Source organism: Microbacterium salitolerans, from assembly GCF_019720895.1.
GTDB lineage: Bacteria > Actinomycetota > Actinomycetes > Actinomycetales > Microbacteriaceae > Microbacterium.
This window is the reverse complement of sequence record NZ_JAHKSH010000004.1, coordinates 1-19,795: the sequence shown is the minus strand read 5'-3', so window position 1 is coordinate 19,795 and position 19,795 is coordinate 1. Positions and strand designations below refer to the sequence as shown.

Below are 19,795 nucleotides of genomic sequence, written 5' to 3'. Positions count from 1 at the left end.
GAGTAAGCACATGGCGATCGAACACGACTACTTCGGGCTCCTCGAGTCGGGACCCGACGGCGCGATCTTCTGGTCGGAGAACGTCGACCTCGGCGACATGCGAGTGACAGTCGACCTCACTGCACCTGACCAGGACGATGTGACGATCGACGCCCTCGACGCGGCCGCCTCGCTCGTGACGGCGATCGACGAGATCGACGACCGCGCGCGTCGAGCGATGCTGGGGGAGGTCGACAACCGCGCGTCCGACGTCACCGAGTTCATCCTCATGATGACCGATCGCTATGGCGACGAGCTGCCTGAGGTCCTGGTCGACGTGTCGGGTGATGCGCCGGTCGACGTCATCCGGTCGCTCGAGCTCATGAGCATGACGATCCTCGCCGACGAGCATGGCGGCTCCGATCCCTTCGCCGTCCTCGAGTACGCGCTCGATCCCGATGAGACCGACGACGTGCTGCTCGTCAACTTCGCGAGCGACGGCACGGTGCAGTCGGTGACGAGCGCCGACTGATCACGCGCCCGACGCGGCGATGAGGTCGCGCGTGAACGCGCTCGCCGGTCGCGCATAGACGTCCTCGGTCGCGCCGCGGTCGACGACGCGGCCGGCCTGCATGACGAGCAGTCGGTCGGACACGCGGCGCACGACCGCGAGGTCGTGCGAGATGAAGACCATCGCCAGCCCCTCGTCGCGCTGCAGGGTCAGCAGCAGGTCGAGGATCCCCGCCTGCGTCGTCACATCGAGGGCCGAGACCGGTTCGTCGCACACGAGCACATCGGGACGCGCCGCGAGGGCGCGTGCGATCGCGACCCGCTGGCGCTGACCGCCCGAGAGCCGCGCGGGGCGCCGTAGCAGCAGCGCTGCGTCGAGGCCCACGCGCCGCAGCAGCTCGACGGGCTCCGGCGCGTCGCCTCTCCGGGCCGTGCGGAGGATCCGCTCGACCGTGTGGCGCGGATCGAAGGAGCCGAGCGGATCCTGCGGCACGAGTCGCATCGTGCGGTCGGCGCGCTCGACGGTCCCCTCGTCGGGAGACTCGGCGCCGATGAGGATCCGCGCGAGAGTGGTCTTCCCGGATCCGGACTCTCCGACGACGCCGAGCGTCTCGCCGGGGGAGAGGGCGAGGTCGACGCCGTCGACGGCCGTGACGTCGCGGTAGCGCTTCGTCACGCGGACGGCGGCGACGAGCTCTGCGGGCGGCCGGTGCGCATCGTCGGGAGCGGCGAGCGATTCGCGGCGCGGCGCGGGCTTCGGCCCGCTCGGGACAGCGGCGACGAGGGATCGCGTCACCGCGTGCGCGGGAGTCCCGAGGACGTCGCCCATCGTCCCCTGTTCGACGATCCGCCCCCGATCGAGCACCGCGAGACGGTCGGCGGCGCGACGCACCGCGTGGATGTCGTGCGTGATGAGGACGATCGCGGCGCCGTCGTCGCGCAGCCGGCCGAGCAGGTCGAGTACGTGCACGGCGGTCGTCGCGTCGAGCGCCGTCGTGGGCTCGTCGGCGACGATGAGTCTGGTTCCGCCGACGATCGCCGACGCGATCAGGACGCGCTGTCGCATGCCGCCCGACAGATCGCCCGAGCGCTGCCGGAGGTGGCCGGCGGCGTGCGGAAGCCCTGCCTGCTCGAGGGCGGCGAGGATCCGCTCTCTCCGGTCGCGTCGCGGGACGCGCTGGATCCGCAGCGTCTCACCGACCTCGGCCTCGACGGTGCGCAGGGGATCGAGCGACTGCAGGGCGTCCTGCAGCACCAGTCCGATCTGCGCGCCGCGGAGTCGACGCCACGTCCGTCGCGGCGTGCGGCGCAGGTCGCGCCCGTCGAACGTGAAGCGCTCGGCCGCGACGCGGGCGGACGGGTCGTCCTGGGTCAGGCCCAGCAGGGTGCGGGCGAGCACGGATTTGCCGGCGCCGGACGCGCCCACGACGCCGAGGATCTCGCCGGCGCGGACATCGATCGACACGTCGTCGAGCACTCGTCCGGTTCCGGGGAGATCGACGCGCAGGTCGCGGAGCGAGAGCAGGGAGGTCATACGGAGGATCCTCTCGAGAGACCCCGACCGAGCACTGTGAGGGCCGTCGCGGCGACGACGATCGCGAGGCCGGGGAAGAGCGTCATCCACCACGCGGTCTGGATGTACGGGCGCCCTGCGTTGAGCATGGACCCCCACTCGGGGCTGGGCGGCTCCGCGCCCAGGCCGAGGAAGCTGAGCGCGGCGACCCACACGATCGCCTGTCCGATGCCGAGCGTCACCATCGCGATGAGCGGCCACAGCGTGTTGGGGACGATGTGGCGCGTGAGCGCCCGGCCTCGAGAGACGCCTTCGTGGCGCGCGTAGGCGACGTAGTCGCTGCGGGCCACCTGCCGCACACGGGCGCGGATGATGCGCGCGTAGCCGGGCGCCGTCGCGAGGCCGATCGCCAGAATCGAGCTGCGGGGGCCCGCGCCGATGATCGCGACGAACAGCAGCGCCATCACGAGGGTCGGCAGGGCGTAGAGCACCTCGACGACGCGGGTGAGTGCCCGGTCGAGGAGTCGCGGCCCGAGGCCGGAGGCGAACCCCAGGACGATGCCGGCGCCGACGCCCAGCGCCGTGGCGGCGAGGCCGATGCCCGCCGACGCGCGAGCGCCGTGCACGATGCGCGTGAGGACGTCGCGCCCCGACTCGTCTGTTCCCAGGAGGTGGCGCGCCGACGGCGGCTGGAAGCCCTCCGCCGGCGCGATGGCGAGCGGATCGCCGGGGGCGAGGAAGCCGGGCCACAGGACCGCGACGACGATCGCCGCCGTCGCGATCGCCGCGCACGCACCCGAGGCGCCGAGCGCGCGCAGGCGCTCCGCGATCACCGGCCCGCCTCCGTCTCGGCCTCGGGCTGCGGCGGGCGCGCGCGGCGTCGCAGACGGGGGTCCACGGCGAGCTCGACGAGGTCGGTGAGGATCACGACGGCGACGTAGATCAGCGCGATGACCGCGACGGCGCCGATGACGACCGGCACGTCGCGCTGCAGCGCCGCCTCCTGCAGGAGCCGGCCGAGTCCGGGGCGGGCGAACAGGACCTCGACGACGACGGCGCCCGACAGCAGGCTCCCGAGGGCCCACCCCGACAGCGCGAGCGCCGGAAGCGCCGCATGGCGCAGCGTGTGATGGAGCAGGACGCGCGCTTCGCTGGCGCCGCGTGCGCGCGCCGATGTCGCGAACGGCGCCTCGTCAGCCTCGACCAGAGCATCACGCGACACCTGCGAGAGGAACCCGGCGATGGGGATCGCGAGGGTGACGACGGGGAGCACCAGCGTGGCGGGGGAGGAGCCCGCGCTGGTGGCGGGCAGCCAGCCCAGCGACGACGCGAACACCATGATGAGGACGGCGCCGAGCCAGAACTGCGGGCTGACGCTTGCGACGATCTCGAGGCCGCGCATCGCCGAGCCGACGGCGGATCCGATCCGGCCGCGCGACAGCGCCTGGATGAGTGCGCTCGCGACCGTGAGGATCCAGGCGAGCGCGAGGGCGAGCACCGCGAGCAGTAGCGTCGACGGCAGCTGCGCCTCGAGGAGGTCGTTCACCGGCTGGCGCCGGGCATACGAGTCGCCGAGCTGCAGCGTCGCGATGTCTCGCAGCTGCAGGAGGTACTGCACGATGAGGGGCTGATCGAGCGCGTAGCGGTCGATCGCCGCCTGCACGGTCTCGGGGCCGGCCTGCGACCCCGGTCCGCCGAGGATCGCCTCGAGGGGATCGCCCGTGGCGCGCAGGGCGAAGAAGACGACGGTCGCGACGACCCACACGACGAGGACCGCGGCGCCGAGCTTCGCCGCGATCCATCGTGCGGGCGCGCGCCACCCCCGCGCCGTGCGGGCGGGTGTCATTCCGTGAGCTGAGCGTTCACGAACGTGGGCGTGGAGATCGTGTGGATCGTGGTCACGCCCTCCACGCCGTTTGTGAGGAAGTGGTTCTGCTGGTCGTAGAGCGGCAGCACGGCGTGCGTGCCCAGGATGATCTCCTGCGCCTCGCGGTAGAGCTGCTCGCGCGTCGCGGGGTCCGTCGTCGCGAGTGCCTCGTCGAGGAGCGCGTCGAGCTCGTCGATCGTGAGCTGCGCGTTGTTGGCGAAGTAGCCGGACGGCGCCGGCACGGTGCCCTCGGAGTGGTACAGGATCCGGAGCACGTCGGGGCCGACGGTCGTATAGGGGGCCGAGACGGCCTCGTACTCGTGCGCGGCGAGCGCGCCGTACCAGCTCGACAGGTCCATGGGCTCGAGCACCACGTCGAAGCCCACGGCGGCGGTGTTCTGCTGGATCTGCTCGAAGAGCGACTGCTCGGCGGCCGTCGACTGATTGGTCGAGACCGGGAAGCGCACCGTCAGCCGCTCGCCGTCCCTCATGCGGGTGCCGTCGTCGGCGCGCTCGGTCCAGCCCGCCTCCTCGAGGAGCGCGTCGGCCCCATCGGCGTCGGTCTCGAACAGAGCCTCGTCGGAGACGCCGAAGGGCTCGACGCTCGAGAGAACGGAATGCGAGCGGATCGTCGTCCCCGAGAAGAGCGTGTCGATTCCGGGGCTCGGATCCGCGGACCGCAGGAACGCCTCGCGCACCAGGTCGTCGTCGAAGGGAGTCTGGCTCGTGTTGAGCTCGATACGGTTCGAGGAGGCGGGACGCGGGGCATCGATGTGTCCCAGGCCGAGGCCCTCGGCTGCGGCGATGTCGGTCGGCAGAGGATTGTCGATGACGTGCACCTCCCCGGAGGCGAGCGCGGCCTGACGCGTTGCGGCGTCGGGGATGAAGCGCCACTCGATCGTCTCGACGTGCGCCGGACCCTCGTGGTCGATCTCAGGATTCGTCGCCACGTAGTCGTCGTTGCGCGTCAGCGTGACCGCCTCTTGCGGGGCCCAGTTCTCGACGACGAACGGACCCGTGCCGATCGGCGCCTGGCAGTTCTCGTCCATGCCGCGTGCGATGCCCGCCGGCGACTGCATCGCCGCCCACTGCTGGCTGAGGACCTCGAGCATCGCGGACTTCGGCGTCGAGAGGTGCAGCGTCACGTGCGTCTCGTCGACGACCTCGACGCGCTCGACCTGCTCGACCGCGAGGTAGCCCGTCGACGAGGCGGTGTCGGGATTCTGCAGATGCTCGATATTGGTCTTGACGGCCTCGGCATCGAACGGCGTGCCGTCGGTGAACGTGATGTCGTCGCGCAGCGTGATGTCCCACGAGTGGCCGTCCTCGGAGGCCTCGCCCGATACGGCGAGCCACGGAACGATCTCTCCGTCCGCCGTGCGGCCGAACAGCGGCTCGAGATACTGCGTCGAGATGAGCCCCTGCGGGTAGTTGCCGCCGACGTGGGGATCGAGGCATGTGGGCTCGGCGTCGCCCGTCGCGTAGACGAGGGTGCCGCCCTCGATTGACTCAGAGGCGGAGCCGCTCTCATCGGATGCGGCGCACCCGGCCGCGAGGGCCAGGAGCGAGGCGAGAGCGGCGGCGGGAAGGGCTCGGCGGAGCAGGCGCATGGATCCCCTTGACGATGACGGTGGACGCGGTCCAGAAATGGGCCGCCGTCCAGCCTAACCCCGGGCCGACCGAGGGCATTCCCTCAACGGTGCGACGTCGGCGCATCCTTGATGTGGTTCGTGATGCGGATCGTCGAGCAGCGCCGGCCCTCGTCGTCGGTCACGACGATCTCGTGCACGGCGATCGACCGGCCGACGTGGAGGGGAGTGCAGGTCCCCGTGACATGGCCGGCGGTCGCCGAGCGGGTGTGCGTCGCCGAGAGGTCGACGCCCACCGCCAGGCGGCCGGGGCCCGCCGCGAGGTTGGCGGCGAGGGAGCCGAGCGTCTCGCCGAGCACCACGTAGGCGCCTCCGTGCACGAAGCCGACGGTCTGGCGATTGCCGACGACGGGCATGGTCGCAACGGCGCGCTCGGCCGTCAGCTCCGTGAAGCGGATCCCCATCGTGTCGGCGAGCTCTCCCGCGCCGTTCTCGATCACGTGCGCGCCGTCGAGCGTCGTGCGCTGTGCATTCGTCATGTCTGTCTCCTCGCTCACGCCCGGCCGGTGAACTGCGGGGTGCGCTTCTGCTGGAAGGCGGCGAATCCCTCGCGGTAGTCGGCGGTGTCGCACAGGGCGGCCTGCGCGCGGTTCTCGTCGGCCATCGACGCCCAGAGTCCGAGACGGTCGTCGCGGATCTGCGCGACGAGTCGCTTCGACGCGAGGAATGCCTGCGTGGCCCCCTGTGCCGCCCGTGCGGCCGCCTGCCGCGTGCGGTCGAGGACCTCGTCATCGGGCAGGACCTGCGAGAACAGTCCGGCGCTCACCGCCTCGGCTCCCGACATCAGGCGCCCGGTGTAGATGAGATCGAGCGTGCGGTGCGCACCGAGGCGCTCGGTGAACAGCGCGTGCCCACCCGAGTCGAGCGTGGCGCCGAGGTTCGCGAACGGGCTGCCGATCTTGGCCCTCTCCGAGACGTAGACGACGTCGGTCGCGATGAGGAGCCCCAGCCCGACGCCCAGGCAGGCGCCGTGCGCGACGGCGAACGTCGGCGCGGGGAAGGAGCTCATGCGCTCGAGGAGCGGCTGCACACGGTCGCCGAGGTAGCCGATGACGTCGTCGTCGGCCGGATCCACGGCGCTGATGTCCCGCCCCGCGCAGAACGCGCGACCCTCTCCGCGCAGCACCAGGGCGCGCACGCCGGCGGCCTCGGCATCGGCGTACGCCCGGGCGAGCTCGTCGATGTCGTCCGGTGCCAGCGCGTTGAGGCGATCGGGGGCGTCAAGTGCGATCTCGGCGACGTCGTGGGCGATCGTGAGCGTGGCCATCTCGTCCTGCTTCCTGTCGGTCAGACGTCGTAGTCGACGAGGATCCGGTCGCTCGTCGGGTGCGATTGGCACGTGAGCACGTAGCCGCGCTCGATCTCGTCGGGCTCGAGCGCGTAGTTCTCGCTCATCGTCACGCTTCCCTCGACGATGCGGGCGCGGCAGGTGCCGCAGACCCCGCCGGCGCAGGCGAAGGGCACGTCGGGACGTGCGCGCAGCGCCGCGTTGAGCACGCTCTCGTTCGCGTTCACCGGGCTCTCGACCGATGTCGACGTGCCGTCGAGGGAGAAGTCGATCGTGAAGGTCTTCTCGCCCTTCCGGACCGAGACAGGACGGCCGCGCGCGGCTTCCTTCCGGGATCCGTCGCCGGATTGGAACAGCTCGTAGCGCACGTGCGATGCGTCGACGCCCTTCTCGGCGAGCAGGTCCCGGCAGAGCTGCACGAGCTCGAACGGGCCGCACAGGGCCCACTCGTCGACGATCGAGGTCGGGAGGAGCGTGTCGAGGATCGTGCGGAGCTTGTCTTCGTCGAGGCGCCCGGAGAGGACGGGGGCCGTGCGCTGCTCGCGGGAGAGCACGTGGTGGAGCGTCAGCCGCGCTGGATAGCGGTCCTTGAGGTCGGCGAGCTCCTCGACGAACATGACGTCGAGCGAGGAGCGATTCGTGTAGAGGAGCGTGAAGCGTCCCGTCTCGCTGTCGTCGAGCACGCGGTGCGCCATCGTGATGACAGGGGTGATGCCCGAGCCGGCCGCGATGCCCACGACGTGCTTGCCCTCGATCTCGTCGAGTCGGGACGTGAACGTCCCCTGTGGGCCCATCACGTCGAGCGTGCCGCCGACCTGGAGCTTCTCGTTCGCCCACACGGAGAACACGCCCTGGTCATCGCGCTTGACCGCGACGCTGATCCGGCCGGGTGTCGGCGGACGGCAGATCGAGTACGAGCGGCGCACCTCCTCGCCGTCGATCGTGGCGCGCAGCGCCAGGTACTGGCCGGCGAAGTACTCGTAGTCGGCGTGAAGCTCCTCGGGCACGTCGAAGGTGACCTCGACGCTGGAGTCGGTCAGCCGCCGGACGTCGGCGACGCGCAGGGTATGGAATGCGGCGCGCTTCTTCGCGGCGATGTTGGTGGCGGCCATGTCCGCTCCTTTCCGGGGTCGTGCGGGTGGTCAGTGCACCTTGAAGAAGTCGAACGGCTCGAGGCAGGCGAGGCACTCGTAGTGGGCCTTGCACGCCGTCGAGCCGTATCGCGAGACCTCGCGTGTGCGCAGAGATCCGCATCGCGGGCACTTGACGGCGAGCTGTACGGGCAGGGGACCGCGACGCACGGGGGCGGATCCGTTCGGCGGTGCGATGCCGTACTCCTCGAGCTTGCGGCGCCCCTCGTCGCTCATCCAGTCGGTCGTCCACGACGGCGACAGCGTGAAGTCGACGCGCACATCGCCGTAGCCCGCGGCCGTGAGCTGCAGCATCACGTCGTCGCGCATCTGCTCGATCGCGGGGCAGCCCGAGTATGTCGGCGTCAGCACGACGCGGACGTGGTCGGGAGTCGCGACGACCCGGCGGAGGACACCGAGATCCTCGATCGTGAGGACGGGGACCTCGGGATCCGTCACCTGCGCGGCGATGTCCCAGGCCGTCGCCGACGCGTGGTCGGTCGGTCGCTGCGCATGCGCCGTCTGCATCACCATCGTGCGCCCGGGTGACGTCGGGTGAGCCACTGCATCTCGGCGAGGAGATAGCCGAGGTGCGACGTGTGGCCGCCCGTGCGCCCCTTCGCCATGGCGGGCTTCGCCGACGGCGTCTCGATCTCGGCCTCGGCGAACACCTGCGCCAGGGTCTCATCGAACCCGGCGCGCAGCGACGACGGCGCGGGCACGACACCGGAGAGCCGCTCGGTCAGTTCGTCGTCGACGAACAGCTCGTCGACGTACGGCCAGAGGTCGCCGAGAGCCCGGAGGAATCGGCGACGCGACTCGTCGGTGCCGCCGGCCAGTCGCAGCGTCCACTGCACGGCGTGGTCGCGGTGATACGCGACTTCGCGTGCCGCCTTGTCGGCGATCGCCTGCAGCCCCGCGTCGCCGCTGCCCGCGAGTGCGACGTAGAGCTCGACCTGGTACGACGAGAACAGCAGCTGCCTCGCGAGCGTGTCGGCGAAGTCGCCGTTCGGCTGCTCGACGATCCATACGCATCGGAACTCGTGCTCGTCCCGCCAGTAGGCGAGGTCGTCTTCGGTCTTCCCGCGGGCGGATCCTGCATAGCGCAGGAGCGCGCGGGCGTGCCCCAGCAGGTCGAGCGCGATGTTGCCGAGCGCCAGGTCCTCCTCGAGCTCGGGAGCGCGGGCGATCCACCAGCCGAGCTGCTGCGAGAGGATCAGCGCGTCGTCGCCGAGGCGGAGCGCGTACTCCGCGACCTCGTCCGATGCGGTCTGCTCGGCGCCGGGGAGCTCGATGTCGAGTTCGACCTCGTCGACGTCGACGTCTCCGTGGACATCGTCGGTCGCGTGGGAGGTGCTCACAGGTGCTTCACCCCCTCGGCGCGCGTGTAGTAGGTCGCGTGGCGGTAGTTCTTGCCCGCGGGCGACGTGAAGAACTCGCCCTTCGCGTCGGGATCGGTCGTCGTGATCGCGGCCGCGGGGACCACCCAGATCGAGACGCCCTCGCCTCGGCGCGTGTAGAGGTCGCGGGCGTTCTGCAGCGCCATCGTCTCGTCGGGCGCGTGCAGCGACCCGACATGCACGTGGCTCAGGCCGCGGTTGGCGCGGACGAAGACCTCCCACAGGGGCCAGGATTCGCGGGCGGATTCGCCGGGTGTCGACATCGTCGTCTCCTTCGAGGCAGCGCGGCTCAGGCCGCGAAGCGCTTCTTCTCGGACTGCTTGCGGGCGTATTCGGTCGCGGCTTCTCGCACCCACGCGCCGCTCTCGTGCGCCTCGCGCCGGTGCCGCAGTCGGTGCGCGTTGGCGGGGCCGCGGCCGTCGAGGATCGCGTCGAATTCGTCCCAGTCGATGGTCCCCGTCTTCCACGTGCCCGACTCCTCGTCGAAGCGCACGTCCTTGTCCGGGCACTCGAGTCCGAGTGCTTCGAACTGCGGCACGAGCATGCCGACGAAGCGCTGTCGCAGCTCGTCGTTCGAGAAGCGCTTGATCTTCCAGGCCATCGACTGCGCCGAGTTGGGGGAGTTGTCGTCGGACGGGCCGAACATCATGATCGACGGCCAGTACCAGCGATCGACGGCGTCCTGTGCCATCTGCTTCTGCTCCGGCGTCCCCTGCGCGAGCTCGAGGAGGATCTCGAATCCCTGGCGCTGGTGGAAGGACTCCTCCTTGCAGACGCGGACCATCGCGCGGCCGTATGGGCCGTACGAGGCGCGGCAGAGCGGAACCTGATTGCAGATCGCCGCGCCGTCGACGAGCCAGCCGATCGCGCCCATGTCCGCCCACGTCGGCGTGGGGTAGTTGAAGATCGATGAGTACCGCGCGCGGCCCTCGATGAGCTGCTCCGTCATCTCGTCGCGCGTGATGCCGAGCGTCTGCGCCGCCGAATAGAGGTAGAGGCCATGGCCGGCCTCGTCCTGCACCTTCGCCATCAGGATCGACTTGCGCTTGAGGCTCGGCGCGCGGGTGATCCAGTTCGCCTCGGGCTGCATGCCGATGATCTCGGAGTGCGCGTGCTGCGAGATCTGGCGGATGAGCGAGCGGCGGTACTTCTCGGGCATCCAGTCGCGCGGTTCGATGCGCTGATCCGCGTCGATGATCGCGTCGAAATAGGCCTGCGCCTGCTGCTCGTCGATGTCGACGGTGGTGGTCATCTGCGGCCTCCCTGCCTCGAGTGACGGGTTCGGTGAGCGATCTCGCCTGCACATATTAACTGACCGAACATTCAGTGAGTATACTCAGTGCTCGTCAGCCCGCAACAGACGACTCACAGACGAGCAGACTGTCGTGGGACCGCAACGACGCGATGGAGCGCTCATGACCGCAGAGCCCGTGACGCCCGAGGCCACGGCCTTCGAGGACACGATCACACCGGATCCGACCTGGCGAGCCACCACGATGCCGCCGACGGACTACACGAAGCAGAGCTTCGGGATCCGCATCGACGAACTCGAGCGCGGACGCGCCGTGCTGTCGATGACCGTTCGCGACGAGATGGCGAACGGCTTCGGGATCACGCACGGGGGAGCGGTCTTCACTCTCGCCGACACGGCGTTCGCCTACGCGTGCAACGAGGGCGACCGCATGGTCGTCGCGCAGGGTGCAGACATCACCTTCGCGAAGGCGAGCCGCGCGGGCGATCGCCTCGTCGCCACGGCTGAGCGGCGCTGGCTGGCCGGCCGCAGCGGCCTCTATGACGTGACCATCACGGGCCCCGACGGCGACGTCGTGGCCGAATTCCGAGGACGCTCGCGCGCTCTCGCCCAGACCCCCCAGAGCTGACGAAGGAGCCACTCATGACGGACACCCTGACGACCCGCACCGCCCCACCCGACGCGCCTGCTGACGCCCTGTCGCTCGATCGAGCGGCTCTCGAGCGTCTCCAGCTCGAGCGCCTGCAGTGGTCGGTGCGCCACGCGTACGAGAACGTCGAGTTCTATCGGAAGAAGTTCGACGACGCAGGCGTCTCGCCGGACGACATCCGGACCCTCGCCGACATCGTGAAGCTGCCCTTCACGACGAAGGAGGATCTGCGACAGAACTATCCGTTCGGCATGTTCGCCGTCCCGATGGCCGACGTGCGCCGCGTGCACGCATCGTCCGGAACGACCGGGCGTCCCACCGTCGTCGGGTACACGCAGGGAGACCTCGACCGCTGGGCCGACCTCATCGCGCGCTCGCTGCGCGCGTCGGGCGTGGAGCCGGGCTGGAAGGTGCACAACGCCTACGGCTACGGCCTGTTCACGGGCGGCCAGGGCGCCCACGCGGGAATCGAGCGCCTCGGGTGCACGGTGATCCCCGTGTCGGGCGGTCAGACGGCCCGCCAGGTGCAGCTCATCCGCGACTTCGAGCCCGACGCCATCATGTGCACGCCGAGCTATCTCCTCACGATCGCCGACGCGTTCGACGCGCAGGGGCTGGATCCTCGCGGGACCACCCTCAAGGTCGCGATCTGCGGCGCCGAGCCGTGGACGAACGAGATGCGCGCCGAGCTCGAGCGCCGATTCGACATCAAGGCGGTCGACATCTACGGGCTGTCCGAGGTCATGGGGCCCGGCGTCGGCAACGAGTTCGTCGAGACGCAGGACGGCCCGCACATCTGGGAGGACCACTTCCTCCCGGAGGTCCTGGACGACGACCTGCAGCCGGCCGCCGAAGGCGCGATGGGGGAGCTCGTCTTCACGACCCTCACGAAGGAGGCGTTCCCCGTCATCCGATATCGCACACGCGACCTCACCCGCCTCCTCCCCGGATCCGCGGCCCCGGCGATGCGTCGCATCGAGAAGATCACGGGCCGGAACGACGACATGATCATCCTGCGCGGCGTGAACCTGTTCCCGAGCCAGATCGAGGAGATCGCGCTCGCGATCGAGCACCTGACACCGCACTTCATCCTCGAGCTGACGCGACAGGGACGTATGGACGACCTCGTCGTGAAGATCGAATGCACCCCCGGCGTCGGCGCGGAGACCTCCCAGGCCGCTGCGCAGATCCTGCAGCTGAGGGTCAAGGAGCGGATCGGCACCTCCATCGGCGTCGAGATCGTCGCTCCGGGATCCCTTCCGCGTTCAGAGGGCAAGTACAAGCGCCTGTACGACCTGCGCGAGAAGACCGCGTAGTCCCACGACACGACGTCACGGGCGCCGCGGAGGAACGCGGCGCCCGTGCGATATAGGAGGATGGGCACCGTGACCTCGACGACAGACACGACGAGTCCGCGGCGCGGCAGGCCCGGATACGACCGCGACGGAATGCTCGAGGTCATCGTCGCCGCCTTCAACGACCACGGGTACGACGCGACGTCGCTGGGCATCATCGCGCAGCGCCTCGGGCTGTCGAAGTCGGCGGTGTACCACCACTTCACCTCGAAGGAGCAGATGCTCGAGCTCGCGCTCGAGAAGGCCCTGGGTGCGCTCTCCGACGTCTTCGAGGCTCCCGAAGCGACCACGGGCCCGCTCGAGCTGCGGATCCGGTTCGTCCTGCGCGGCGCCGTTCTCGTCGCGTGCGAGCAGCTGCCCTATCTGACCCTTCTGCTGCGCCTGCGCGGGAACACCGAGATCGAGCGCCGCGCGGTCGAGCGTCGCCGCGAACTCGACCTGCGGCTGCGCCGCCTGTTCGAAGAGGCACGGGAGGAGGGGTCCCTGCGCGACGACATCGACCCCGGTCTCGCCGAGCGCCTCACGTTCGGTCTCGTCAACTCGATCGTGGAGTGGTATCGGCCCGAGGGGCGGTTCACCCCCGACGAGCTCGCCGACACCGTCGTCGCGTTCGTGCGCAGCGGCGTCCGAGTGAGCGAGACGGGCGACTTCCGCGGGGGAAGCCGCCCGACGGGCAGCTGACGCCGGCGCGTCAGGTCACGCCACGGCCGCCGACTTCGACACGAGCGTCAGCACGTCGTAGGTCGCGACCTGCTCGTCGTCCTGGTTCGTCAGGACGGCGTCCCAGTGAACCTCGCCGTAGTCGTCCGTCTCGCGGGGGACGATCTGCTTGGCCGTCAGCGTGACGCGCACCCGGTCGCCGGGTGAGACCGGCGTGACGAAGCGCAGATTCTCGAGGCCGTAGTTCGCGAGCACCGGGCCGGGCTCCGGCGAGACGAAGAGCCCCGCCGCGAACGAGACGAGCAGGTAGCCGTGGGCGACGCGTCCGGGGAAGAACGGGTTCGCCGCTGCGGCCTCCTCGTCCATGTGGGCGTAGAACGTGTCGCCGGTGAACTCGGCGAAGTGCTCGATGTCCTCCAGGGTGATCTCGCGTTCCTCGGACACGATCTGGTCGCCGATCACGAGCTCGTCGAGCGCCTTGCGGAACGGGTGCACACCCGCGGCGTTCGCCCGCGCCCCCGTGTGCCACACGCCGGTGACGGCCGTCAGCATCTCGGGGCTGCCCTGCACCGCGGTGCGCTGCATGTGGTGGAACACGCTGCGCACGCCGCCGAGCTCCTCGCCGCCGCCCGCGCGACCCGGTCCGCCGTGCACCAGCATCGGCAGCGGGGATCCGTGTCCCGTCGACGTGCGCGTGTTCTCGCGGTCGAGGAGGAGGATGCGTCCGTTCGCGGACGCCACGCGTCGGGTGAGCGGCGCCACGAAGGCTGGATCCGCCGACGCCACGCTCGTGACGAGGGAGCCGCCGCCGCGGATGACGAGGTCGGCGGCGTCGTCGGCGTCCGCATACGTGAGGATCGACGACACCGGGCCGAAGGCCTCCGTGTCGTGCACGCGCTCCGCGCGGGAGTCGGCGAAGCGCAGCAGGATCGGCTCGAGGAAGGCACCGGGGCCGGTGGGCACGTCCGTCGACCCCACGACGATCTCTCCGCCCCCGTGGACGAGCTTCCCGACCTGACGCAGCACCTCGTCGCGCTGCTCGGTCGATGCGAGAGCGCCCATCGTCGCGCCCTCCGTCCGAGGATCGCCCACGACCGTCTTGGCCGCGATGCGGTCGCGCACCGCCTCGACGACGTCGTCGGCGAGCGACTCCGGCACGATCGCGCGGCGGATCGCCGTGCACTTCTGCCCGGCCTTCGTCGTCATCTCGGCGACGAGCTGGCGCACGTAGCCCGCGAACTCCGGAGTATCCGGAGTCGCGTCCGGACCCAGCACGGAGGCGTTGATCGAGTCGGTCTCGGCGTTGAAGATGACGCCGCCCGTCTGGACGGCGTCGTGGCGACGCAGGAGGTCGGCCGTCGTGGCGGATCCCGTGAACGAGACGACATCGCCGAGGACCGTGTGCGCGAACAGCTCGCGCACGGACCCCGAGACGAGCTGCAGGGATCCGTCGGGCAGGAGACCCGACTCGACGAGGATCCGCACCATGTGCTCCGTGAGATAGGCAGACGGCGTCGCGGGCTTGATGACGGTCGGCATGCCGGCGAGGAACGCGGGAGCGAACTTCTCGAGCGGGCCCCAGACCGGGAAGTTGAAGGCGTTGATCTGCACGGCGGCGCCGGGGAGGGTCGTGCGGATGTGGCGACCGAGGAACGAGCCGTCCTTCGCGAGGACCTCGAGGGGGCCGTCGAGCTGCACCGTCGAGTTGGGCAGCTCGCGGCGTCCCTTGCCCGAGTAAGTGAACAGGACGCCGATGCCGCCGTCGATGTCAACCCATGAATCGGTCTTCGTCGCTCCCGTGCGGAAGGAGAGCTCGTAGAGCTCGTCCTTGCGCTCCTGGAGGGCGAGCGCGAGCTGCTTCAGGAGCACGCCGCGCTGGTGGAAGGTCAGCCGCGAGAGGCTCTTCTGGCCGACCGTGCGCGCGTGCGACAGGACGACGCCGAGGTCGAGGCCCTCGCTCGAGACCGTCGCGACCACGTCGTCGGTCGACGCGTCGCGGACCTCGGTTCCGACGGCGGCCGGGGAGGGAGTCCACCAGGCATCTGCGACGTAGCTGTCAAGCGTGCGGGTCATCGATCGTCTCCTTGTCTGCGCGGCCGCCGGCCGGCGCGAAGCGAGCGGTCATGCGCTCGTGGTCCAGTCGTAGAAGCCCCGACCGCTTTTCCGGCCGAGACGGCCGTCCTCGACCATGTCGCGGAGAAGCTGCGGGGGAGAGAATCGCTCGCCGAGGTCGCGCTCGAGCTGCTCGGCGATGCCGAGACGCACGTCGAGCCCGACGATGTCGCTCGTCCGGAGTGGGCCGGACGGATGACGGTAGCCCAGCTCCATCGCGAGGTCGATGTCGGCGGCCGAGGCGACGCCCTCCTCGACCATCCGGATCGCCTCGAGGGCGATCGCGACCCCGAGGCGGCTCGATGCGAATCCGGGGGAGTCGGAGACCGTGATCGGCGTCTTGCCGAGCGCCTCGACCCACCGGTGGGCCGAGGCCGGGAGCTCGGCGGACGTGCGCGCGCCGACGACGATCTCGACGAGACTCGACGCCGGGACGGGGTTGAAGAAGTGCAGCCCGATGAGGCGCTCGGGGCGCTCCAGCGCGTCCGCCAGGCGATCGAGCGGGATCGACGAAGTGTTCGACGCGATCACGGCGTCGCCGGCGATCTGCCGTTCGACGCGGGCGAGCGCGGCGGCTTTGAGCTCGAGGTCCTCGGGGACGGCCTCCACGACGAGGGCGCGGTCGGCGAAGGCGTCGATCTCGGCCGTGACCTCGAGGCGCCCCTGCGCGGGTTCGGCCGCGGCGATCGTGCCGCGGGACACCGATTGGTCGATGCTCCGGGAGACGCGCTCTCGCGCGCCGGCGGCGGCATCATCGTCGCGCTCGACGATCGTGACGTGGGATCCGGCGAGCAGGAAGGCATGGGCGATTCCGGCCCCCATGCGGCCGCCGCCGAGCACGCCGACGCGTGCGGGGGCGGCGAGGTCGGCGTCGGTCACTTCTTCGCCTGCTTTCTCTCGAGGAACTCCGTCATGCGGCGCATCTTCTCAGGGCTCTCGAAGAGTGCCGCCTGCTCTGCGAGCTCGATCGCGGGGTGTGCTCCGGCGGGGGCGTTCAGCGCACGCTTGGTCGCGCGGGTGGCGGCGGGATCCAGGCGTGCGACGGACGCCGCCATCCTCTCGGCGAGCGCACGGGCCTCGTCGGGCTCGTGCAGGTGCGTGATGAGCCCGGCGGCGAGCGCCTCGTCGGCGTTCAGGACGCGCCCCGTGAGCAGGATCTCGGCCGCGAGGGGCTCGCCGACGATGTCGCGCAGACGCCAGGTGGCTCCCGCCGCCGCGATGATGCCGAGACCGGTCTCCGGGTTGCCGATCTTGAGCGTCGGCGTGCCGATGCGGATGTCGGCGGCGTAGGCCAGCTCCGCGCCGCCGCCCAGCGCATAGCCGTCGAGGACGGCGATGACGGGCATCGGCAGGCGGCGGATGCGCGCGAAGCAGTGGGTGTTGATGCCGGCGCGCGCGTCCTCGGCGCGTCGCGCGCGCAGCTGGGCGATGTCGGCGCCGGCGGCGAACGTGCCGCCCGCACCGAGCAGGATGAGGGTACGCGGGTCCTGTTCGAGACGGCTGCACAGCGTGTGGAGGCTGTCGATCAGCTCCTGGTCGATGGCGTTGCGCTTTTCCGGGCGGTCGAGCGTCGCCACGATGTGGGTGTCGTGTTCGGCGATGCGGAGGGATTCCGTCACGTTCATCACACCCTCTCGAGGATCATCGCGGTGCCCTGGCCGACGCCCACGCACATCGTCGCGAGGCCGTAGCGGGAGCTCTCGCGCTCCATGCGGCCGAGGAGCGTCACGAGCAGGCGGGATCCCGAGGATCCGAGCGGGTGACCGAGCGCGATCGCGCCGCCGTCGGCGTTGACGCGCTCTTCGTCGAGACCGAGGCGACGGATCGTCGCGAGCGACTGCGTCGCGAACGCCTCGTTGAGCTCGACCGATCCGATGTCGTCGGCGGTGAGACCGGCGCGGGCGAGCGCCTTCTCGGAGGCGGGGACCGGGCCGAGCCCCATGATCTCGGGCGCGAGCGCCGCGGAGGAGTGCGAGACGATGCGGGCGCGCGGCGTGAGACCGTAGCGCTCGATCGCCGCGGCGCTCGCGACGACCAGGGCGCTCGCTCCGTCGTTGAGCGTGGACGAGTTGCCGGCCGTGACGACCTCCCCGCCCGGAACGACGGGGCGGAGTCCCGCAAGCGTCTCGAGGTTCGTGTCGCGGCGGGGTCCTTCGTCGGTCGTGACGGTGGCGCGGCGGCCGCGGCCGAGGTCCACATCGACCGCGATGATCTCGTCCGCGAAGCGGCCGGCGTCGATCGCCGCGACGGCACGCGCGTGGCTGCGCACGGCGAACGCGTCGGCGTCCTCGCGCGAGATGCTGTCGAGGCGCGCGACCTCCTCCGCGGTCTCGGGCATCGAGAAGGTCGCCTTGTCGCGCGCGGCGAGCACCGGATTCGTGAAGCGCCATCCGATCGACGTGTCGAACTGATCGCCCGGCTTCGCCCAGGCCCGGGAGGGCTTCGCCTGCACCCAGGGGGCACGTGTCATCGACTCGACGCCGCCGGCGATGATGAGGTCGGCGTCGCCCGCGCGCACGGCCTGCGAGGCGCCGGCGACAGCCGTCATGCCGGAGGCGCAGAGCCGGTTGACGGTGTACCCGGGAAGGTCGTCGGGGAGCCCCGCGAGGAGCGTCGAGAGGCGCGCGACGTTGCGGTTGTCTTCGCCGGCCTGATTCGCGGCACCGAGGATCACCTCGTCGAACGCGTCGTCGGGCGCACCGGAGCGGGCTGCGGCTGCGCGGAGGACGAGCGCGGCCAGGTCGTCGGGCCGGGACGCGGCGAGCGCGCCGCCGTAGCGCCCGACGGGCGTGCGCGCGCCTCCCACGAGATATGCGTCGGGCATCGGTGACCTCCTCGTCGACGCCGCCGCTCGCAATTCATGACCGAACGGTCGGTAATGAAGTCAGAATAGACGCCGTGCCGGCGCGAGCGCAAACATTCGAGCCGCGGGTGACGGGGTGGCGCCGAGGCGTGTACTATTCCCGATTACTGACCGAACGTTCAGTGAAGAACGCAGACCGGCTACCCGAACAACGGAGTTCATCACCATGGCAGACAACGCCCGTCCCACCCTCGATCGGCGGCGCGAAGAGCGGCGCGTCCTGGCGGGGACCCTCGTCGGCACCACGATCGAGTGGTACGACTTCTTCATCTACGCGCAGGCGGCGGGCCTCGTGTTCGCGAGCCTGTACTTCGCACCGCTCGGCGAGGTCGGCGCACAGATCGCCTCGTGGGCCTCGCTCGGCATCTCGTTCCTCTTCCGCCCGCTCGGCGCGGTCGTGGCGGGCCATCTCGGCGACAAGCTCGGCCGCAAGCGCATGCTCGTCTTCACGCTCATTCTGATGGGGGCGGCGACCGCGCTCATCGGCGTGCTCCCGACGTACGAGCAGATCGGCATCGGAGCGACGATCATGCTCGTCCTGCTGCGCGTTCTGCAGGGCTTCTCGGCCGGCGGCGAATGGGGCGGGGCCGCGCTCATGTCGGTCGAGCACGCGCCCAAGAACCGCCGAGGCTTCTTCGGTGCATACCCGCAGATCGGCGTCCCGGTCGGCATGATCCTCGCGACCGCGACGATGTGGGTCATCACGACGAGCCTCACAGAGGAGCAGTTCCTCGCCTGGGGCTGGAGGATCCCGTTCCTGTTCTCGATCGTGCTGATCGTGGTCGGCTACCTCATCCGCCGCGCCGTCGAGGAATCGCCCATCTTCCTCGAGCTCCAGCAGCGCCGCGCTGAGTCGTCGGCGCCGCTGGGCACGCTCTTCCGCCATCACGGCAAGAACGTCGCGCTCACGATGCTCATCTTCATCGCGAACAATGCGGCCGGGTACCTGCTCATCGCCTTCTTCGCGACGTACGTCTCGACGGTCGTCGGTATGCCGCGCGGCGACGCGCTCCTCATGACGACCTTCTCGGCCTTCGGGTGGCTGATCTTCACGATGCTCGGCGGCTGGGTGTCCGACAAGATCGGCCGCGTGCGCACGTTCCAGATCGGCTACGCGATCGTCGGCATCTGGGCGGTCCCGATGTGGTTCCTCATCGATACGGGTGACCAGTTCCTGTTCTTCATCGCCCTGTTCGTGCTCACGGTCGGGCTCGGCCTGTCCTACGGGCCGCAGTCGGCGCTCTACGCCGAGATGTTCCCGGCCGACGTGCGCTACTCGGGCGTCTCCATCGGATACGCGTTCGGCGCGATCCTCGGCGGCGCGTTCGCCCCGCTGATCGCGCAGCTCATCCTCGAGCGCTCTGGGATCTCCTGGCACATCGGCGTCTACATACTGGCGATCACCGTGATCTCCTTCGTGGCCGTGTCGGTCGTCAAGGAGACGCGCGGCGTCCCGCTCGACACCCAGAGCGTCGACGTGGTCGCGGCCCGGCGTGCGGCGAAGGCCCGCGGGCTCTGACCTGTCGATGAGAGAGCGGCGGGGGGTCCCGCGAGGGGACGCCGCCGCG

20 protein-coding genes are annotated in these 19,795 nt (G+C 70.4%); 5 read left to right on the top strand and 15 right to left on the bottom strand.

Annotated features, from left to right (window positions below; translation table 11 throughout):
- The first annotated feature begins 10 nt into the window (after positions 1-10).
- Entirely contained in the window at positions 11-511 is a 501-nt protein-coding gene (locus tag KOL93_RS09640; RefSeq protein WP_221585159.1) for a DUF2004 domain-containing protein, read from the top strand.
- Here the strand turns inward: KOL93_RS09640 and KOL93_RS09635 are convergent, their stop codons facing one another.
- The 11 genes from KOL93_RS09635 to paaA form a co-directional block, all read right to left on the bottom strand.
- Positions 512-2,023 (bottom strand): ATP-binding cassette domain-containing protein, encoded by a 1,512-nt coding sequence (locus tag KOL93_RS09635; protein ID WP_221585158.1) that lies wholly within the window; start codon positions 2,021-2,023, stop codon positions 512-514.
- Positions 2,020-2,835 (bottom strand): ABC transporter permease, encoded by an 816-nt coding sequence (locus KOL93_RS09630; RefSeq protein ID WP_308291603.1) that lies wholly within the window; start codon positions 2,833-2,835, stop codon positions 2,020-2,022. Before KOL93_RS09630 ends, KOL93_RS09635 begins: the two co-directional genes overlap by 4 nt.
- The gene (locus tag KOL93_RS09625) at positions 2,832-3,848 is read right to left on the bottom strand and encodes an ABC transporter permease (RefSeq protein ID WP_221585157.1); all 1,017 of its coding nucleotides are present in this window, start codon (positions 3,846-3,848) and stop codon (positions 2,832-2,834) included. Before KOL93_RS09625 ends, KOL93_RS09630 begins: the two co-directional genes overlap by 4 nt.
- Positions 3,845-5,479: an ABC transporter substrate-binding protein gene (locus tag KOL93_RS09620; RefSeq protein ID WP_221585156.1), complete on the bottom strand. Its 1,635-nt coding sequence runs from the start codon at positions 5,477-5,479 to the stop codon at positions 3,845-3,847. The genes KOL93_RS09625 and KOL93_RS09620 overlap by 4 nt, the downstream gene beginning before the upstream one ends.
- Positions 5,480-5,562: 83 nt before the next feature.
- The gene (locus KOL93_RS09615) at positions 5,563-5,997 is read right to left on the bottom strand and encodes a PaaI family thioesterase (RefSeq protein WP_221585155.1); all 435 of its coding nucleotides are present in this window, start codon (positions 5,995-5,997) and stop codon (positions 5,563-5,565) included.
- A gap of 14 nt (positions 5,998-6,011) precedes the next feature.
- Positions 6,012-6,785: an enoyl-CoA hydratase/isomerase family protein gene (locus KOL93_RS09610; RefSeq protein ID WP_221585154.1), complete on the bottom strand. Its 774-nt coding sequence runs from the start codon at positions 6,783-6,785 to the stop codon at positions 6,012-6,014.
- A gap of 20 nt (positions 6,786-6,805) precedes the next feature.
- A complete protein-coding gene (gene paaE, locus KOL93_RS09605) occupies positions 6,806-7,918 on the bottom strand; it encodes a 1,2-phenylacetyl-CoA epoxidase subunit PaaE (protein ID WP_221585153.1) in 1,113 nt (370 codons plus the stop codon).
- 30 nt (positions 7,919-7,948) lie between these two features.
- The gene (paaD, locus tag KOL93_RS09600) at positions 7,949-8,464 is read right to left on the bottom strand and encodes a 1,2-phenylacetyl-CoA epoxidase subunit PaaD (protein WP_221585152.1); all 516 of its coding nucleotides are present in this window, start codon (positions 8,462-8,464) and stop codon (positions 7,949-7,951) included.
- On the bottom strand, positions 8,464-9,297 hold the full coding sequence (gene paaC, locus KOL93_RS09595) for a 1,2-phenylacetyl-CoA epoxidase subunit PaaC (protein WP_221585151.1): 834 nt from the start codon (positions 9,295-9,297) through the stop codon (positions 8,464-8,466). Before paaC ends, paaD begins: the two co-directional genes overlap by 1 nt.
- Positions 9,294-9,599, bottom strand: a complete 306-nt coding sequence (gene paaB / locus KOL93_RS09590) for a 1,2-phenylacetyl-CoA epoxidase subunit PaaB (RefSeq protein ID WP_221585150.1) — start codon at positions 9,597-9,599, stop codon at positions 9,294-9,296. The genes paaC and paaB overlap by 4 nt, the downstream gene beginning before the upstream one ends.
- A 26-nt stretch (positions 9,600-9,625) precedes the next feature.
- A complete protein-coding gene (paaA, locus tag KOL93_RS09585; RefSeq protein ID WP_221585149.1) occupies positions 9,626-10,588 on the bottom strand; it encodes a 1,2-phenylacetyl-CoA epoxidase subunit PaaA in 963 nt (320 codons plus the stop codon).
- 163 nt (positions 10,589-10,751) lie between these two features.
- On the opposite strand from paaA, the gene paaI reads away from it, so the two are divergent.
- Genes paaI through KOL93_RS09570 form a run of 3 tightly spaced genes read left to right on the top strand, consistent with a single transcriptional unit; the run spans position 10,752 to position 13,273 of the window.
- Positions 10,752-11,216: a hydroxyphenylacetyl-CoA thioesterase PaaI gene (gene paaI, locus KOL93_RS09580; protein ID WP_260406380.1), complete on the top strand. Its 465-nt coding sequence runs from the start codon at positions 10,752-10,754 to the stop codon at positions 11,214-11,216.
- Between the two features lie 14 nt (positions 11,217-11,230).
- Positions 11,231-12,553 carry an AMP-binding protein gene (locus KOL93_RS09575; protein WP_221585148.1) on the top strand — a complete coding sequence of 441 codons (1,323 nt, stop codon included), beginning with the start codon at positions 11,231-11,233 and terminating at the stop codon, positions 12,551-12,553.
- Between the two features lie 60 nt (positions 12,554-12,613).
- The gene (locus KOL93_RS09570; protein WP_221585147.1) at positions 12,614-13,273 is read left to right on the top strand and encodes a TetR/AcrR family transcriptional regulator; all 660 of its coding nucleotides are present in this window, start codon (positions 12,614-12,616) and stop codon (positions 13,271-13,273) included.
- Between the two features lie 15 nt (positions 13,274-13,288).
- On the opposite strand, the gene paaZ is transcribed toward KOL93_RS09570, so the two are convergent.
- The 4 genes from paaZ to KOL93_RS09550 are packed head-to-tail and all read right to left on the bottom strand — an operon-like array spanning position 13,289 to position 18,188.
- Positions 13,289-15,325, bottom strand: a complete 2,037-nt coding sequence (gene paaZ / locus KOL93_RS09565) for a phenylacetic acid degradation bifunctional protein PaaZ (RefSeq protein ID WP_221585146.1) — start codon at positions 15,323-15,325, stop codon at positions 13,289-13,291.
- Positions 15,326-15,373: 48 nt separating this feature from the next.
- On the bottom strand, positions 15,374-16,243 hold the full coding sequence (locus KOL93_RS09560) for a 3-hydroxyacyl-CoA dehydrogenase family protein (protein ID WP_221585145.1): 870 nt from the start codon (positions 16,241-16,243) through the stop codon (positions 15,374-15,376).
- On the bottom strand, positions 16,240-16,989 hold the full coding sequence (locus KOL93_RS09555; protein ID WP_221585144.1) for an enoyl-CoA hydratase/isomerase family protein: 750 nt from the start codon (positions 16,987-16,989) through the stop codon (positions 16,240-16,242). The genes KOL93_RS09560 and KOL93_RS09555 overlap by 4 nt, the downstream gene beginning before the upstream one ends.
- The gene (locus tag KOL93_RS09550; RefSeq protein ID WP_221585143.1) at positions 16,989-18,188 is read right to left on the bottom strand and encodes a thiolase family protein; all 1,200 of its coding nucleotides are present in this window, start codon (positions 18,186-18,188) and stop codon (positions 16,989-16,991) included. Before KOL93_RS09550 ends, KOL93_RS09555 begins: the two co-directional genes overlap by 1 nt.
- A 205-nt stretch (positions 18,189-18,393) precedes the next feature.
- Here KOL93_RS09550 and KOL93_RS09545 point away from each other — a divergent pair, with 205 nt between their 5' ends.
- On the top strand, positions 18,394-19,746 hold the full coding sequence (locus KOL93_RS09545; RefSeq protein WP_221585142.1) for an MFS transporter: 1,353 nt from the start codon (positions 18,394-18,396) through the stop codon (positions 19,744-19,746).
- Positions 19,747-19,795: the final 49 nt, after the last annotated feature.

Excerpts from the sequence above, each read along its gene's own strand:
- paaZ (WP_221585146.1), bottom strand. The coding sequence starts at position 15,325 with ATGACCCGCACGCTTGACAGCTACGTCGCAGATGCCTGGTGGACTCCC.
- KOL93_RS09570 (WP_221585147.1), top strand. The coding sequence starts at position 12,614 with ATGGGCACCGTGACCTCGACGACAGACACGACGAGTCCGCGGCGCGGC.
- KOL93_RS09625 (WP_221585157.1), bottom strand. The coding sequence starts at position 3,848 with ATGACACCCGCCCGCACGGCGCGGGGGTGGCGCGCGCCCGCACGATGG.
- KOL93_RS09615 (WP_221585155.1), bottom strand. The coding sequence starts at position 5,997 with ATGACGAATGCACAGCGCACGACGCTCGACGGCGCGCACGTGATCGAG.
- paaE (WP_221585153.1), bottom strand. The coding sequence starts at position 7,918 with ATGGCCGCCACCAACATCGCCGCGAAGAAGCGCGCCGCATTCCATACC.
- paaI (WP_260406380.1), top strand. The coding sequence starts at position 10,752 with ATGACCGCAGAGCCCGTGACGCCCGAGGCCACGGCCTTCGAGGACACG.
- KOL93_RS09555 (WP_221585144.1), bottom strand. The coding sequence starts at position 16,989 with ATGAACGTGACGGAATCCCTCCGCATCGCCGAACACGACACCCACATC.
- KOL93_RS09620 (WP_221585156.1), bottom strand. The coding sequence starts at position 5,479 with ATGCGCCTGCTCCGCCGAGCCCTTCCCGCCGCCGCTCTCGCCTCGCTC.
- paaB (WP_221585150.1), bottom strand. The coding sequence starts at position 9,599 with ATGTCGACACCCGGCGAATCCGCCCGCGAATCCTGGCCCCTGTGGGAG.
- KOL93_RS09545 (WP_221585142.1), top strand. The coding sequence starts at position 18,394 with ATGGCAGACAACGCCCGTCCCACCCTCGATCGGCGGCGCGAAGAGCGG.
- KOL93_RS09550 (WP_221585143.1), bottom strand. The coding sequence starts at position 18,188 with ATGCCCGACGCATATCTCGTGGGAGGCGCGCGCACGCCCGTCGGGCGC.
- paaA (WP_221585149.1), bottom strand. The coding sequence starts at position 10,588 with ATGACCACCACCGTCGACATCGACGAGCAGCAGGCGCAGGCCTATTTC.
- KOL93_RS09610 (WP_221585154.1), bottom strand. The coding sequence starts at position 6,785 with ATGGCCACGCTCACGATCGCCCACGACGTCGCCGAGATCGCACTTGAC.
- paaD (WP_221585152.1), bottom strand. The coding sequence starts at position 8,464 with ATGCAGACGGCGCATGCGCAGCGACCGACCGACCACGCGTCGGCGACG.
- KOL93_RS09635 (WP_221585158.1), bottom strand. The coding sequence starts at position 2,023 with ATGACCTCCCTGCTCTCGCTCCGCGACCTGCGCGTCGATCTCCCCGGA.
- KOL93_RS09640 (WP_221585159.1), top strand. The coding sequence starts at position 11 with ATGGCGATCGAACACGACTACTTCGGGCTCCTCGAGTCGGGACCCGAC.
- KOL93_RS09575 (WP_221585148.1), top strand. The coding sequence starts at position 11,231 with ATGACGGACACCCTGACGACCCGCACCGCCCCACCCGACGCGCCTGCT.